General features: G+C 53.9%; 15 protein-coding genes. 7 read left to right on the plus strand and 8 right to left on the minus strand.

What is annotated here, in order from left to right; genetic code table 11:
- Nucleotides 1-459: 459 nt before the first annotated feature.
- The 3 genes from FHW74_RS11340 to FHW74_RS11350 all read right to left on the minus strand — a co-directional run bounded on the left by FHW74_RS11340 (nucleotide 460) and on the right by FHW74_RS11350 (nucleotide 4,056).
- The gene (locus FHW74_RS11340; RefSeq protein WP_183170532.1) at nucleotides 460-1,779 is read right to left on the minus strand and encodes an MFS transporter; all 1,320 of its coding nucleotides are present in this window, start codon (nucleotides 1,777-1,779) and stop codon (nucleotides 460-462) included.
- A 271-nt stretch (nucleotides 1,780-2,050) separates the two neighbouring features.
- Nucleotides 2,051-3,103, minus strand: coding sequence for an inner membrane protein YhjD (gene yhjD, locus FHW74_RS11345; RefSeq protein WP_183170533.1), 1,053 nt, complete (start codon nucleotides 3,101-3,103; stop codon nucleotides 2,051-2,053).
- A 53-nt stretch (nucleotides 3,104-3,156) separates the two neighbouring features.
- Nucleotides 3,157-4,056, minus strand: a complete 900-nt coding sequence (locus FHW74_RS11350) for a LysR family transcriptional regulator (RefSeq protein ID WP_183170534.1) — start codon at nucleotides 4,054-4,056, stop codon at nucleotides 3,157-3,159.
- A 119-nt stretch (nucleotides 4,057-4,175) separates the two neighbouring features.
- Between FHW74_RS11350 and FHW74_RS11355 the strand changes: the two genes are divergently transcribed.
- On the plus strand, nucleotides 4,176-4,934 hold the full coding sequence (locus tag FHW74_RS11355) for an SDR family NAD(P)-dependent oxidoreductase (RefSeq protein WP_183170535.1): 759 nt from the start codon (nucleotides 4,176-4,178) through the stop codon (nucleotides 4,932-4,934).
- A 20-nt stretch (nucleotides 4,935-4,954) separates the two neighbouring features.
- On the opposite strand, the gene FHW74_RS11360 is transcribed toward FHW74_RS11355, so the two are convergent.
- Complete coding sequence (locus FHW74_RS11360; RefSeq protein WP_183170536.1) at nucleotides 4,955-5,497, minus strand: GNAT family N-acetyltransferase; 543 nt, start codon at nucleotides 5,495-5,497, stop codon at nucleotides 4,955-4,957.
- 179 nt (nucleotides 5,498-5,676) lie between these two features.
- Between FHW74_RS11360 and FHW74_RS11365 the strand changes: the two genes are divergently transcribed.
- Together FHW74_RS11365 and FHW74_RS11370 are read left to right on the plus strand one after the other, a co-directional pair.
- Nucleotides 5,677-7,272: an STY4199 family HEPN domain-containing protein gene (locus tag FHW74_RS11365; RefSeq protein ID WP_183170537.1), complete on the plus strand. Its 1,596-nt coding sequence runs from the start codon at nucleotides 5,677-5,679 to the stop codon at nucleotides 7,270-7,272.
- Between the two features lie 15 nt (nucleotides 7,273-7,287).
- Nucleotides 7,288-8,250 (plus strand): P1 family peptidase, encoded by a 963-nt coding sequence (locus FHW74_RS11370; RefSeq protein ID WP_183170538.1) that lies wholly within the window; start codon nucleotides 7,288-7,290, stop codon nucleotides 8,248-8,250.
- Here the strand turns inward: FHW74_RS11370 and FHW74_RS11375 are convergent.
- Together FHW74_RS11375 and FHW74_RS11380 are read right to left on the minus strand one after the other, a co-directional pair.
- Nucleotides 8,243-8,908, minus strand: coding sequence for an ATP-dependent Clp protease proteolytic subunit (locus FHW74_RS11375; RefSeq protein ID WP_183170539.1), 666 nt, complete (start codon nucleotides 8,906-8,908; stop codon nucleotides 8,243-8,245). The two genes, FHW74_RS11370 and FHW74_RS11375, sit on opposite strands and share 8 nt — an antisense overlap.
- Nucleotides 8,909-9,154: 246 nt before the next feature.
- On the minus strand, nucleotides 9,155-9,376 hold the full coding sequence (locus FHW74_RS11380; RefSeq protein WP_183170540.1) for a hypothetical protein: 222 nt from the start codon (nucleotides 9,374-9,376) through the stop codon (nucleotides 9,155-9,157).
- A 99-nt stretch (nucleotides 9,377-9,475) separates the two neighbouring features.
- Here FHW74_RS11380 and FHW74_RS11385 point away from each other — a divergent pair, with 99 nt between their 5' ends.
- On the plus strand, nucleotides 9,476-10,240 hold the full coding sequence (locus tag FHW74_RS11385) for a DUF4105 domain-containing protein (RefSeq protein WP_183170541.1): 765 nt from the start codon (nucleotides 9,476-9,478) through the stop codon (nucleotides 10,238-10,240).
- A 19-nt stretch (nucleotides 10,241-10,259) separates the two neighbouring features.
- A complete protein-coding gene (locus tag FHW74_RS11390) occupies nucleotides 10,260-10,997 on the plus strand; it encodes a MipA/OmpV family protein (RefSeq protein ID WP_183170542.1) in 738 nt (245 codons plus the stop codon).
- On the opposite strand, the gene FHW74_RS11395 is transcribed toward FHW74_RS11390, so the two are convergent.
- Nucleotides 10,994-12,325: an HdeD family acid-resistance protein gene (locus tag FHW74_RS11395; protein ID WP_183170543.1), complete on the minus strand. Its 1,332-nt coding sequence runs from the start codon at nucleotides 12,323-12,325 to the stop codon at nucleotides 10,994-10,996. The two genes, FHW74_RS11390 and FHW74_RS11395, sit on opposite strands and share 4 nt — an antisense overlap.
- A 23-nt stretch (nucleotides 12,326-12,348) precedes the next feature.
- Nucleotides 12,349-13,626 carry an MASE1 domain-containing protein gene (locus tag FHW74_RS11400; RefSeq protein ID WP_183170544.1) on the minus strand — a complete coding sequence of 426 codons (1,278 nt, stop codon included), beginning with the start codon at nucleotides 13,624-13,626 and terminating at the stop codon, nucleotides 12,349-12,351.
- 675 nt (nucleotides 13,627-14,301) lie between these two features.
- Here FHW74_RS11400 and FHW74_RS11405 point away from each other — a divergent pair.
- Together FHW74_RS11405 and FHW74_RS11410 are read left to right on the plus strand one after the other, a co-directional pair.
- The gene (locus tag FHW74_RS11405; RefSeq protein ID WP_183170545.1) at nucleotides 14,302-14,814 is read left to right on the plus strand and encodes a ferritin-like domain-containing protein; all 513 of its coding nucleotides are present in this window, start codon (nucleotides 14,302-14,304) and stop codon (nucleotides 14,812-14,814) included.
- A gap of 74 nt (nucleotides 14,815-14,888) precedes the next feature.
- Nucleotides 14,889-15,806, plus strand: coding sequence for a manganese catalase family protein (locus tag FHW74_RS11410; protein WP_183170546.1), 918 nt, complete (start codon nucleotides 14,889-14,891; stop codon nucleotides 15,804-15,806).
- Nucleotides 15,807-15,817: the final 11 nt, after the last annotated feature.

The following is a 15,817-nucleotide window of genomic DNA, read 5'->3' on the forward strand; positions in this document are numbered from 1 at the left end:
TTTTTAATGGGATTTATTCCAAAAAATGAAAGCGATAGCCTTTTTTGTTTCGATGCTATTCCCCTGCTTTTCTTATTCAAGTGAGGGATACAGCATAGTGTTATCTAACAGCAGCATGTTAATCATGATGGATATGAAATGTTCGCCCTGTGATATAGAGTGCAACAAAATAACTTACCGAATGTTTGATACATACCAATCCATTCAAATCAGTGGGAAGGCGGAATCCCTTAATGCCGGGGTTAACAGAAATTTTGTTGGATACAGATTATTGGGTCACAAAGAAAGTTACCGGTTGAGCGCAAGCGCGAAAGATAACGTCTGGGATTTATATACTGAGAGCAACGGTAAGGTAATATCAAAAAGCCAGGTAAACACCGTTTACGATGACGGAACCTGTTAATGATATTACCTTAGGCGTCGCAATTACCCAGCCTGTGTTCAGGCTGGGTAGTGAGCTTACAGCGCCTGATGCTTTGTCTCATGGGTCAGCAGCAACGCAATCAGCGTCAGCGCCGCCATTGACGCCAGATAAACACCCACGTAGAAAAGCCCATAGTTCGCCTGTAACCAGGTGGCGATATAGGGCGCAACGGAAGCGCCAAGGATCGACGCCACGTTATACGAGAACGACGCGCCGGTATAACGCACTTCGGTCGGGAACAACTCCGGCAGCAACGCGCCCATCGGGCCGAAAGTCAGGCCCATAATGCTCAGGCCAATCAGCAGGTACGCCATCACCATAGCCGGGTTGCCGGACTGCAACAGCGGCGGGAACACGAACAGCGCAAACAGAATAATCAGCGTGGTAATCACGATCATGCTCTTACGGCGGCCAAATTTATCCGCCAGCACGCCGGCAATCGGCACCATCACGCCAAAGCCGATCACCGCCATCATCAGCATCCACAGCACTTCGTTACGCGGGAAGCCCAGGCCATTCGGGGCCGCCGCGGTGCTGAAGGTCATGGAATACACCGTCATGATATAGAACAGCGTATAGGTCGCCAGCATAATAAAGGTGCCGAGAATGGTGACGCGCAGATGTTTGGTCAGCAGCGTACCCAAGGGCACTTTCACCTGTTTGTTGGCTTTGGCAATCTTCGCGAACACCGGCGTTTCGTGCAGAGAAACGCGCACATACAGGCCAATCAGCACCAGTACCGCAGAGAACACGAACGGCACGCGCCAGCCCCAGGACATAAACTGCTCGTCGGTCAAAATCCACGACAGCAGCAGGAAGGTGCCGTTAGCGAAGAAAAAGCCGATCGGCGCGCCCAGTTGCGGGAAGGAACCATACAACGCGCGTTTACCGGCAGGCGCGTTCTCGGTAGCCAGCAGCGCTGCCCCGCCCCATTCGCCGCCCAGACCCAGCCCCTGGCCGAAACGCGCCAGCGCCAGCAACAGCGGCGCGAATATGCCAATGGTTTCGTAGCCCGGCAACAAGCCGATCACCACCGTGGAAATACCCATGGTTAACAGCGAGGCCACCAGCGTGGCTTTACGCCCGACGCGATCGCCAAAGTGCCCAAACACGGCGGAACCGATAGGACGCGCCACAAACGCGATGGCGAAGGTTGCCAGCGACTGTAGCGTGGCGGCAGTCGGGTCGCCCTGCGGGAAGAAAATATGAGGGAAAACAATAACCGCCGCAGTGGCATAAATGTAGAAGTCGAAAAACTCAATGGCGGTGCCAATGAGCGAGGCGACAACCACTTTACTGCGCGAGTTAACCGGAGGCGCGTCGTGATCAACGGATGTGGTGATGGATGCTTGCATATATTTTTCTTATTTATGTGAAACGAAATTCCATATTACGCATAGCAAAAGCCACATTTCAATGCGCCACAAAACGTGAAGTTGTTCAGAAAAGCGGCAAAAAGAGGATAATTTTCATGCTCGCAATTTCACTTCTATGAAATGCTTCACACAAATTTTAAATTAGCAGAAAACACCAGAAAATGGTTAAAGAAAAGTTACGGAATGGATTTATCGTCTAAAACGCTGGCCCGGGCTGAAGTTTTTTGCGTTTTACTTCAGCCCGGCCCGATTAACGGTGGGATTTACCCGGCATCCGCTTGTCGTCTTTGTACTCCGCAGTGGCGATCCAGGCCGCGCAGAACAGCGTCAGACGGGCAAAGAAGTAGAAGAACGCCATAATCCCCAGTACGGAGCCAAATGCCGCGCCGGAAGGAGACGTCATCAGCGACGGCAGCGTCCAGGTCATAATGATTTTAATGACCTCAAAACCCACGGCGGCCAGAATACTGCCGCGGATCAGCGCTTTTTTACGCGGGCGGTGGCGCGGCAATCGCCAGAAAATCCAAAAGAACAGCAGGAAGTTGGCGCACATAGAGATCGCCAGGCCAATTAGCTGCCAGACCGGCTTCAGCCACGGGATATAGTCGAGATACAGCCAGCGGATAATCATTTCCTGGGCCGAGCCTGCCACGGAGGTGATGGAAATGGTGATGATCAGCGCCACCAGCAGGCCAATCAGCGACACAAAATCCCGCAGATATTTGGCCCACCACTTCTCTTCATCCTGGGCGGTGCGCTCCCAGACATCACGCGACTGGGCGCGGATCGCCTCGCGCAGGTTGCCCATCCAGTTCACCCCGGAATAGAGCGCCACGGCGAGACCGACGATGCCCACAGTGGTGCGCTGCTGTACGGCGGTGTTGATGGTGCTTTTCAGCGTGGTCGCCAGCGTCTGGTCGCTGACGTTCATCAGGATTTTATTGAAGATGTCCTGCAACAGCGTCGGGTGCGACGCCAGGATAAAGCCTGCCGCCGCAAAGGACACCATCAAAATCGGGATCATTGATAAGAAAGAGAAATAGGTTATCGCCGCGCCGAACTGGTTGCCGAGCCGGTCATTAAAACGCTCCGTGGCCCGAATCAGGTGGGCAATCATCGGGCGGCGCTCCAGTTTTTCCACCGTCTCGGTGACCTTCGCAATCGCCCCTTCGCCTTTTTCATGGTTATCACCCTGTTCAGGCTGATCTTTTTTCGCCTCTTCAGAGCGGGTATCCAGCTGTGGCACCGGCTTATAATCCAGATCGTTGGTTGGCCGTTTCGGGGTGTTCTCCGGTGTTGTCATTGCACGCAATTCCTTGTCAGTGATAAACGTCATGGGAAAAGTATAGACTTACGTTAATCAACGTAACCTTTCATCACGCCGCCTAACCATTCCATAAACAAATGCACCCGCCGTGACAGATTACGGCGATGCGGGTAAAGCAGCGAAACCGGCATCGGTTCCGGCCGGTACTGGGGCAGGATTTCAATCAGTGTCCCGCTGCGTAGTGCCTCTTTGATCCCCACGCGCGGCACCTGGATAATGCCCAGCCCGGTCAGCGCCGCCGCCTGGTAGGTTTCGGTGCTGTTGACCGTTAAGATGCCGCCGGTTTTTATCCAGTGGGTTTGCTTATCTATCGCGTATTCAAAACCCTGGGGGCGGCTGCCGAAATGCGTGGAATAGTGCACCACGGCGTGGGCTTCTAAATCCTCCAGCCGTTCCGGAAAGCCAAAACGTTCCAGATAGCCCGGACTGGCGCAGTTTACGACAGTGAGTTTGCCGAGCGGGCGCGCCACCAGGCCCGAATCTTTCAGATGCCCGACGCGCACCACGCAGTCGAACCCTTCGCGCACCACGTCCACCAGCCGGTCGCTGCTGCTCAGCTCCAGTTCAATCCCCGGATACTGTTGCAAGAACGCGGGTAGTTTCGGCATCACTAAATTTTTAGCAATACCTACCGGCATATCCACGCGTAAGCGCCCGCTGACGCTGGAAGGATCGTGCAGGAATAGCCCGTCAAGCTCCTCCAGATTGGCCAGCAAATCGCGGCAGCGCTCGTAATAGACCATACCGTCCTGGGTGAGCTGCACCCGCCGCGTGGTGCGGTGCAGCAACCGCGTGCCTAACGCATTTTCCAGCGCCTGGATTTGGCGCGATACGCTACCTTTAGGGAGTCCGAGTGTTTGCGCGGCCTGGGAAAAACTCTCCAGATCCGCCACCCGAATGAACAACTGCATTGCGTGAATTTTATCCATCGGTTGGGCTTATTGTTGTTATTAATGAAACAGTGATGCGCAGCGCGGCATCTTTATTGATTTCATAGCAGCTAATAAGCTTTCCCTCAACCACCCTGATAACGCAGACGAGGTTTTTTATGACGCAACGTATCGCAATTGTGACCGGCGGCAGCCGCGGCCTTGGGAAAAACGCAGCGCTAAAGCTGGCTGAGAAGGGAATTGCTATTATCCTCACCTACAACAGCAAGCGTGAAGACGCGGATGAAGTGGTGCGCGAAATTGAGAGAAAAGGCGTGAAAGCGCTGGCATTACAGCTTAACGTCGCCGAAAGCGAGAGCTTTGCCGCCTTCGCCAGTGAAGTGAAGCAACAGCTTAAACACGTCTGGCAGCGCGACAACTTTGATTATTTAGTGAACAATGCCGGGATCGGTATTAACGCGCCGTTTACCGATATTACCGAGGCGCAATTCGACCAGTTAGTGAACATTCACTTCAAAGGGCCATTCTTTTTAACTCAGCACCTGTTGCCGCTGATGAAAAATGGCGGACGTATCCTGAACGTTTCCAGCGGCCTGACGCGTTTTGCCCTGCCGGGCTATTCGGCCTACGCCGCCATGAAAGGTGCGATGGAAGTGCTTACTCACTATCAGGCCAAAGAGCTGGGCGCACGCGGCATCTCCGCCAATATCATCGCCCCGGGCGCGATTGAAACCGACTTCGGCGGCGGTGCCGTGCGCGATAACGCTGAACTGAACAAGGCTATCGCGGCGCAAACCGCTTTAGGCCGTGTGGGTCTGCCGGATGATATTGGCGAAGCCATCGCCGCGCTGCTGAGCGACGGCCTCGGCTGGATGAATGCCCAGCGCATTGAAGTGTCAGGCGGAATGTATATCTGATGGCTAACCGCCGGGCGGCATCAGCCCGGCGTGAATTCCCGCGCCAGCAGGCCGAACAGCCAGTCGTCCTGCCAGCGCTCGTCGAGAAAGTAGTTTTCCCGCAGCGTCCCTTCCAGCACAAACCCGGCCTTTTCCAGCACCCGCTTCGACGGCTCATTGCCAACCGTCACCGTAGCCACCAGTTTCCGGTAGCCGCAGATTTGAAACCCGTAGTCGCAAACCGCCTGCAACGACTCATAGCCCAGCCCCTGCCCATGCACCCGTGTCGCCAGCAGATACCCGACTTCCGCAATCCCGTCGCCGCGATCGATAAACCCCGTCACGCCGAACGGCTCACCGCTGCGCTTTTCGCGCATCACCAGGCACAGCCAGTGACGGCTGCCCGGCTCCCATCGCGGCAATCGGCTGTCAAACGCGGCGCGCAGGGCCTCATCATCGTGAGACGATGCCAGATAGCGGGCAATACGCGGATCGCGCTGCAGCGCGACAAAAAAAGACCAGTCTTCCGGAGTGATTTGCTGGTAAGTGATGCGGGTTGAAGTTACGTAGTCTGCCGGTTGCACACGGGCTCCTGTTAATTAAAGAATATATGGAACACTTTTCGCCCGATGGTATGACGAGTGAATGGTCTATCTTTGAGTTAACTGTCAGAAAGTCTCAACACAACAATATACATAATCATAATAATCAGGCGCTATGCCGGACAGAGCGGCGTCGCGCATTAACGAGTGTAAGGATAACCATGACTCGTTCAGCACAGCTTATCGCAAGAGAACAATTCGAAGCGGCCTTGCAGGCGATCCGTGAGGCGTCAAAAGCCATCCTCTCGCTGCTCGGCAACCCGGTTGCGGAAGCCAAAGATCCGCAATGGTTTTTACAGCAGATGGATAATGCCCGCCAGCATCTCGGCAGTTGGGGTCTGGTGGCAAAGCGGCTGCATATTAACGATGCCGAGCTGTCGCAGTTTACCCTCCAGTTGCGCCACCTCCAGCAGCTGGTGCCGCAGTATGAAAGCGGGGCTGAAGTCAGCGCCACGGCGCTGATTGCCGCGCTGCGTTTTGTCGCGACGCTGGAACGGGTTCGCCTGCGTCAACCGTTGCTGCATTACAACACGGAACTGGCGCTCAGCCAGCCGCCGCAGCCGCGCGCCGCGCGCGTTCAACTGCGTAGCCTGGAGTTAACACTGACAGGGCTTATCCGTGAGGCCTGGCCGGATGAGGTCACGTTGGTGAACCATCTCAAGCTGCTCTTTGGGGCCAACAAAGTGCGGCGCTGGCTCAAATTCGCCAAACCGGGCGACATTCTCAGCGGCATGCAGTTCAGCGAACTGGCGCAGTTGGTAGTGGATAAAAAAGAATTCGCCAAACATTACGCCGCCCATTTTCCGGAAAGCGGCGCGTTAAGTTTCCTGATTGAACCGCGTAAATCCCTGCTGACGTTTCTGGACGATGTGCGTCTGATCCGCAACCACGCGCTGGGCCAGCAGCCGCTTTCCCCGGTGCAGATGACGCTGCTGGAGAATTACTCCGCCGCCATCACCGCGCCCCTACAGCAACACCATGTGCAGGGGAAAACCCCGGTAAATCCGGCCAGCTTCAACGCCTGTGATGATAACGAGCTTGAGGCCTGGTTTGCCGATGCCGCACAAAAACATCAGGCGATGAGCGGCGATATTTTCGAGATCCGCGATGTGATCGAGTCACCACGCCACAAGCCGCCGCGCACCCGCGAACAGCGCGAACAATTGGTGGTTGGCGTTTTATGGAGCGCGGTGGGGCTGGTCGCGGTGGCGATTGCCGTGGGTGGGCTGCACCTGGTAAACCAGACCCGCAAACCCGTGGCGGCAAGCCAACCGGTGGCTTATGCCGCCCCCGTAGAACCCCTCGACGCGCGCGAGAGCACGCCGCGCCAGCAATTAAATCGTCTGGGTATCGCCTGGGATGAAAACCATTTTCGCTCCGCAATTGACCGCGATGATGACCGTATAGCCCGATTATTTTTACAGGCTGGTATGGAATGGAAAGTCTCCTGGACCGAACAGGCGCTGGCGAGCAAGCAACATAAGGTGCTGGATCTGCTGCTAAGCTATCGTGTGCAAATGAACGAGCCTAAACCCTGTCGGCGGATGATCGCGAATCTCGGACACGCGCTGTCGCAGGGGCAGCCATTCACCGCAATTCGTAAAACGTATTTGAAAGCGTTCTGCACCACGCCCGCCGTGGTGAAGCGCCAGGCCAGTGATGCGGCCCAGGCCCAGGCGCGCGCCGCCGCTACCCGCGATAAAAGCGATGAAAAATGGGCGGCGATCCAGAAAGCGATCTATAGCGAAATCAATTAGCCGGAGGGTAGGCAAATGCAAAACGCACACGGCAGCCTTGTTGATGTCCCCGGAGTTAAAGTCGGCCACGCCGCAGATGCGCTAAAACAGACCGGCTGCAGCGTGGTGCTGTTTGAAGACGGCGCGGTGTGCGGCGTGGATGTTCGCGGTGCGGCTCCCGGCACCCGCGAAACCGATCTGCTCAATCCCACGAATCTGATCGACAAGGTTCACGCGGTGGTGCTGAGCGGCGGCAGCGCCTTCGGGCTGGATGCCGCTTCTGGCGTGATGCAATGGCTGGAGCAGCGCAAAATCGGCTTTGATGTCGGCGTGACGGTAGTGCCCATCGTTCCGGCGGCGGTGCTGTTTGATTTAACTTTCGGCGACCCGGCGGTACGGCCCGATGCGCAGATGGGTTACCGCGCGGTGAATGCCGCATCGGAAAAACCGTTCCCGTCCGGCAATACTGGCGCAGGCGTCGGGGCGACCATCGGCAAAATGATGGGGATGGAAAAAGCCATGAAGGGCGGCCTGGGTACGGCGTCGGCAACCGGGCCGGATGGATTGATCGTCGCGGCGATGGTAGCGGTTAATGCGGTTGGCGAAATTCGCGATCCGCATACCGGGCAAACTATCGCCGGTGCCTGCGATGCGCAGGGCAAGCTGCTGGATTTACCGGCCAGCGTACTCAACAACCGCGACAGTCACTTCAGCGCAGGCACCAACACCACCATCGGGATTATCTGTTGTAACGCCGCCTTCACCAAAAGCCAGATGCAGAAAGTGGCGCAAATGGCCCATGATGGCCTGGCGCGCACCATTTACCCGGTGCACACCCTGAGCGACGGCGATACGCTGTTTGCCGCCACGACCGGCGGCGTGGATACCAGCGTTAACATCGTTGGGATGCTGGCGGCGGACGTGATGGCCGCCGCAGTGCTGGATGGGGTGCGCGCCGCGCGCAGCGCGCATGGGGTACGGGGTCTGGCGGCTAATTAATGTAGTACGCCACGTCGGTGGGTTTCATATCGGTCGCCGTCTGGGTAATTAACCCCTCGGTTTGCGCCTCTTTGTAATACAACAGTTTGCGATTCGCTTCGCTGGATAAAATCGTATCCAGCTCCGCTTCATCATATTTAGTACAGGTTTTATAAATCGAGGCGAAGAAGTTGTTACCCATGGAAAGCGACTGGCTGAGCGTTTTAATATCGTTAGGCTTCAAATCGCCAGAAACATTGTGCATGGTCAGCGCAGCAGGATGCAGAAGAAACAGCGCATCAGGCATACTGCGGCGGTTTGTCGCCGCGCAATACAGCAGGGTAGCGGCAGAGGCGACTTGCGACAGGTTTACGGTTTCAATCGGCAATGAAAAGTTTTTAATGGCTTCATATCCCGCATAACCGGCATCCATATCCCCACCGGGGCTATTGATATACAGACTGACCTGTTTGGTGTTCGGGTAATTCATGGTAACGCCATCCAGCGCTTTCATTAAGTCGGCGATACTGGCATTAGTGACGGGGGTATTATAGACAATTTTGATGGTGGAAACGTCCAGCGGCGTCAGCCGTTCTGTTTTCATTTCAATTAATTGCCCATAACTGCCAAAAGAACAAAGACCCAGCAGCATAATTAACGACGAGGTTATTTTTCGCATTGTGGTGGCCTTATAAAAGACAGCATGTCAGAAGAATGAGGCTCAGGTAGCGTAACAAATACCGTTTTATTTGACAAAAAGTCATTGCGCTGAGGAGATTATTTTTAATGAAATATAATATATCTGGCAGACCATTGCTGATAATAAAATAGCCCGTCAGGCTTCAGGCGATGACGGGCTATCTTTAACTCGGGAGGTTGATATCAAACGTATTCTTTCAGAAGATCATTTTCTTTCTCCTTTACGCTATGATGCTTTTTTGGCGGTCACGGCTTTGTAGGCAAACCAGGACACCAGGGCGATAACCAATGGCGCAACGATATGCGGATTCAGCGCATAGCCCATATTTTTCTGTACAATTTCAGAAAGATAGTCACAGCCCAGGATGATGACAAAATAAATGCACGCCATCAGCACCAGAAATTTAGGTTTAGTAAATGGGTTAACTTTACGGTTATTACGATTCATCACGATCACCATTGGGTAGCGGGCTTGCTTAATGATTGAAGCTTACGCCTGAATTTATCAACCAATTATCAATATAGCGTTAAAAATAAGGAGCGCGGGGTGGTTAAACGGTTATTCTTTCGGGATAACAACAAGATCCACTGGTTCCCCGGTTATGAAGAAAAACCGGAAATCCTGTTTGGGCAAAACAATAGCTTTACCATCAGGAACTTTCGCAATGCCTCGATGATCGATAATACGCTGCATTTTGAATGGCAGGACAAGACGCTCAATCTGGATGATATCGCCAGTGTCGATCTGGTTATCTCTTACTGGTCCAGCCGACATATTGCTCATGTGTTTCTTTCTTTTGGTTTTTCCAGTGGCGACTATGTGGCGATTTCCATTGAAACCCGACGTCGGGCTTCACAAAATTATTCTACCTGGAAAGGGTTCTTCAACGCTTACGAACTCATTTACGTGGTCGCGGATGAAAGAGATTTAATCGGGATTCGGGCCAATGTCCGTAAAGAGGACGTCTATATTTACCGGGTTAACGTGACCAAAGAGGTATGCAGGCAGGTTTTTTTAGATTATGCCGCGCGGATTAACAGCCTGAAAAATAACGATGAGTTTTACAACACGCTGAGAAATAACTGTACCACCAATATCTTACGCCACAGCCGTAAAGCCGCGCCTGATTTCAAATACAACTGGATGGTGCTGTTTAGCGGCCATGTCGATCGGTATTGCTACGATTTAGGGTTGCTCGACAACACCTTAACCATTGAAGCGTTACGGGCCAACAGCAAAGTCGCGCCCGTTACCGGCCCCCTCAATGATGATTATTCACAACGGATAAGGCCAGGCTTCTGTGAGCCATAACAATAAAGGATTCAACACGATGAGAAAGAGTGCTGCCATCGGGATGGCGCTATGGCTACCGCTGAGCGGAGCCATGGCGGCGGAGATTGGCCTGGGCGTCGAAGGGGAAGCGCAGTTCAACCCCTATAAAAGCTATAAAACCGACTATTCGCTTATCCCCTATCTGGGCTATGACAATAAGATTGTTTATCTGGACGGCACCGAAGCGGGCGTCTATTTCGTTAATGACGACAAAAATGAATTCAAAGCGCGCGTCTGGTATCTGGATGTGGAATTCGATCCGGATAACGCCCGCCAGTGGGCAATCCGCCAGTTGAACAGCCGTCACAGCACCATGATGGCCGGGGTCAGCTATCAACGCATCACCGACATCGGCGCGTTTCGCGGGGAATTTTCTGGCGACACGCTCAATACCAGCAATGGCCTGATGGCGACGTTAGCCTGGGCCGGGCAGATCGTTGCCGAGCCGGTAACGATTTACCCGCAGGCGGGTGTCGACTGGTATAGCGACAAGCTGGCGCGCTATTACTACGGTATCAGCGAGCGGGAGTCCGCAAAATCCGGCCTGGACGCCTGGTCGCCGCATGACGCCTTCGCGCCCTGGCTGGCGGTGGCGGCAGACTGGAAGGTGACCGATAATCTGCATTTTTACCTGCAACCGCGTATCACCTTCCTGCCCTCCACCATTCGCCACAGCCCAATGGTGGACGATAACGTCCTCGCTGATATTGAATCCGGGCTGGTTTGGTCGTTTTAACTCGCCTGGTCCCGCGCCGTGGAACGCCATTTCCACGGCATGCGTTTATACCAGGGCTGGGGAACCGGATGCACGATGGCGCTCAGCGCACGGGCATAATCCATCACCAGGCCCGGCGTCCAGGCCATGGTTAAGGCTCTTTTACGCACCTGCGACGCAATCCACAGCTCCGGCATAAACAACACTTTCAGGGTGGCCAGCCAGCTGCCCCGCCGGTTGGCTAACACCCCATCGAGGGCGGCCTCCAGCGAATACGCCACGCTGCTTGAGCAGTTGCGGTAGGTCAGATTATAAATTTCATCTTTTCGATAGTTCGTCCAGAAGCGGTGCAGCGCCTCGCCGTTAAAACCGTGGAAATGGATTTTTTTATCGGAATGGCACCAGTTACTGGATTCAGTCGCGTAATCCGGCTGATATTTCCCGGCGATATCGTTGTCGTGGGTGGCTTTCAGCAGGCGGAAAAACTCGGACGGCGAGCGGTCGATATCCTCCGCCGGGTACAGGCTCACGTAAACATGGGGCGAGGCCTCCAGCGCCGCATGGCCGGTCGAGATCACGCCGTGGGCATCCACGGCGGCAATATAGCGGTTGATCACCGGGCGCGGCACCGCCGGTTCATTGGCGGAACCTTCCGGCGTCCAGATATGCACCGTCAACGGCGAGGTAAATTCCAGCGCTGGCGTCACCGTCTCGGCGACCTTATCCGGTGCCGGGCTGCCTTTCACTTTGGTGGTAAAGCCTTTGGCAAATTCACGCGGCACCATCAACTGGAACACCGAGGTGGCATTTTTCAACTGCCTTGCCCGCATCGCCACACGCAGCGTGTTAATGCTGCCCGCGATCATTAATACGCCCAGGAAAAACGACACCGTCGCGCTGGAATGGGTGATTAAAAACCCGGCAAAAGCAATTTGCAGGCAGCCCATAATCAGCGACGTGCGCCAACGCGGGAAACGCACCACCCAGGCGGAGGCAATCACGAACAGGCCGATTACGAAATACGAGAAGCCGAAAATCACCGACAGCAGAATATTACTGTAGCGGGCGTCCACCAGCATAATTAACGAGACGAAGAAAAACACGCCGCCTTTAAAATAAAGCACCGCTTTTTGCGCGCCGATCCCGCTTGCCGCCACGCTCAGGGTGATCAGGCTTTCTAATAGCAATACGATGCCAAAGGTTTTCAACGGGAAATAGGTTTGGCCGTCAAAGCCGTCAATAAAGATTAATACGCCTGCGATACCCCACAATAAGCCGCTAATCCAAAGATATTTGGCTTTATCACGGACAAATTGAGCACCGAAAAGCAATAATGCGATTTGTAACATAACGACTCTCCGCCTCTCTGCGCTTAACTGAATGTGGTGGTGCCACTGATTCGCCAGTTGCCAATAATGATGGGTTGCGCCTGATGATTAATCAGCACGTTGCCGCTATCGGTGATGGTCACCCAGCGATCGTTTTTATCTTTAAAGCGAAATGAGATCGTCGGCAGCTTATGCGCCTGCCCGATATCGCGCCACTGGCGCTGGAATTTCTCGCGATCGTCCGGATGAACGCGCGCCAGCATTTTTTCTTTATCGGTCAGTTCATCGGTGGCGATGTCGTCAAGCACATCCAGGGTGTGATCCCAGTACAACTGCCCGGTAACCAGATTCAGTTGATAAATCGCATCGCGCGCGCTTTGTACGCCGGTGCGATTATCCAGCCGCTGGGCGCTGCGGGTTAATACCCGAATAAACACCATTAATAGCGCCGTCGCGGTTAAATAACACTGGGCAATCAGCAGCGGCTCGCCGGTGCGCAGCCCTTTAATAAAGAACGGACCCATTTTTTGGATCGAAAACCAGATAACAATCGCGCCGAGGGTTAATAACGCAAAAGAGCCGCCCCGGTTGCCCCACAATATCGCCAGCGCCACCGTTAATACGATAGGAATACAGGCTGCGGCAAAACGCAGCACATCGTAGCGGTGAGCGTTGAACGCATCGGTGACATATTTCACCGAATCGCTGAATATCCAGGTGGTAATCAGGATCAGCAGCACCCAGACAAAACACCCGGCAATCACTATTCTGCGGTGCATGCCTTCAGTGCGCAGATGATTATTCAGGAAGCCCATAATAATCGTGGTGGCAAAGAAAATACCGGTGATGTCGGCAATTAATCCCGGCCAGAAGGTGCCGGTAAAGGATTCATTGCGGAAGAACCACAGCCCGGACGACAGCACCAGCGCGTCCACCACGCTTACCAGCACCGTCATCACCAGCCACATCACAATTTGGTGCAGGTCGTCGCCTTCGCGCGATAGCCGCCTGACAAGCCAGGCGATAGCCATGGTGGACGGCATGGATAACACGGCGAACATCAGGTTGGTGGGGAAGTTCACCGTGGTGGTGTTGTTGAGCAGCAGATTGAGCGCCACAAAACCGGCGAGAAACAGCCACCACTGCCGCCATGGCGCGCACAGGAACGCGGCCGTCGCCACGCCCGCCGGGAACCAGACGATGGAAAAATCCAGGCTCGGATCATCAAGCTGAAGCGAAATCAGGCCAGACAGATAATAAATCAGCATCCAGATGGCAAAGGAAATGGCCTGATGCGTAAACGGTGAGAGTGTGCCTTTCATAGGGTCGTCTCGTTGGTTTTATGAAGTCAGTATTATCGGCGATAATCCGAAAAATTTCATAGCAGCAAGGTAAACGCCGTGTTGATTTTGCGCTTTTATCCCCCCGCCGCGCCTCGATATATCATATAAACCCGGTTTTCAAACGAGGTTGATCTCGCCGCCGGGTTTTCACTATTTTTACCGATCCGGTTTCCGTTATTTTCTGCGCCAGACAAAAAGCCCAATTCGAAATTTATTTTTGTACACACAATTTATTTACCGCTTCGCTTTCAGAAAAACGGCATCAGCGAAATATATAAAATATTATCAGCGACAAAGCCGAGAAAACGGCATGTAGGCGGACTGTAAATATTTATTTCAGCGCTTCTAAGAAAAATCCTGAAACTATTCTAATTGACCACAGGCGAGGATCAATATGACATTGGCGTCTATCCTTATGCAGGCCAGAGAAAAAACTGGCACGACGATAATACTCATTATTTTTCATTAAAAAACGATGGGTTACGGTCTGAGAAAACTACCGCGAAATCGAAGACCTGATATTTATCCGTGGGTGGTTCTGTTATTGCAGAACGGAACGGAGAATACGCCGACCGTTATTTTCGACCAGCAACATGGGTGTCGAAAACGCGCCGGGAGATTTTCGATAAGGTGTTTAATCTAAGAGGAATAATCATGGCAACGACTTACGAAGAAAACTATCTGGACTGGGTAAGAGATGCGCATGCGATGGAGAAACAGGCTGAATCCATGCTTGAGAAAATGGCCGGACGTCTGGAGCACTATCCGGATTTGAAAGCACGCATTGAGCAGCACATTGAAGAAACTCGCCAGCAACAAACGCTGATTCAGTCCGTTATCGATCGTCACAACACATCCAACTCCACCTTCAAAGATGTCATGGGCAAGATGGCAGCGACCGGTCAGGCGATGGGCGGTATGTTTGCCGATGACGAAGTGGTGAAAGGCGCGATCAGCAGCTATGCCTTTGAACACTTTGAAGTCGCTTGCTACACCTCGCTGATTGCGGCGGCGCAACTGGTCGGTGACCAGGAAGGCGCGCGCATCTTTGAACAGATCCGCGAGCAGGAAATCGCCATGGCGGAGTGGGCGTTAAATCATATTCCCGATGTTACCGAGCAATTCCTGGTGCGGGACGCCGCCCCTGGCGTCGAAGCCAAAAAATAATCCCTTCTTATGCATACCAGATGCCCGCCACCCAGGCGGGCATTTTAGTGCCTTTTACTTTTGCGGAGTGAGCTATGTTCAGACATGTCAAAAAACTACAGTACACAGTACGCGTTTCAGAACCGAATCCCGGCCTGGCGAACCTGCTGCTCGAACAGTTTGGCGGCCCGCAGGGTGAGCTGGCGGCGGCGTGCCGCTACTTTACTCAGGGGCTGGGAGATGACGATCCGGGCCGTAAAGATATGCTGATGGATATCGCCACCGAGGAGCTGAGCCATCTGGAGATCATCGGTTCACTGGTGGGGATGCTTAATAAAGGTGCTAAAGGCGACCTGGCCGAAGGCACTGAAAAAGAGGGCGAGCTCTATCGCACCATCACTGGCAACGGCAACGACAGCCATCTTACCTCGCTGCTGTATGGCGGCGGCCCGGCGTTGGTCAACTCAGCGGGCGTGCCCTGGACCGCGGCTTACATCGATACCATCGGCGAAGTCACCGCAGATTTGCGCTCCAACATTGCGGCTGAAGCCCGCGCCAAAATTATCTATGAGCGTTTGATTAACCTGACCGACGACGTTGGCGTAAAAGATGCGCTGGGCTTCCTGATGACCCGTGAAGTGGCGCACCAGATTTCATTTGAGAAAGCGTTGTATTCGATTCGCAATAATTTCCCGGCCGGGAAGTTGCCGCCGATCGAACAATACTCCAACGTTTACTTCAATATGTCTGAAGGCGACGACATGCGCGGCAGCTGGAACTCTGACGAGAACTTCACCTATGTCGCCGATCCGCAACCGGCCGTAGATGGCGGCGATGGCCTGGCAAGCGTTCAACTGCCTGCCTCGCAGAAAGCCAATCTGGATAGCATGATTGCGCGTACCGCGTCCGATCCGTCGGTTAACCCGGTGACCGGCACCGATCTCGGTTCGGTTCCGCCGATCGAAAATGAAGCCGCAGCCAGCAAATCTCCGGTGAAAAAACCGAAGAAATAACATAACAGGTG

This window comes from Atlantibacter sp. RC6 (assembly GCF_014193285.1).
Classification (GTDB): domain Bacteria; phylum Pseudomonadota; class Gammaproteobacteria; order Enterobacterales; family Enterobacteriaceae; genus Atlantibacter.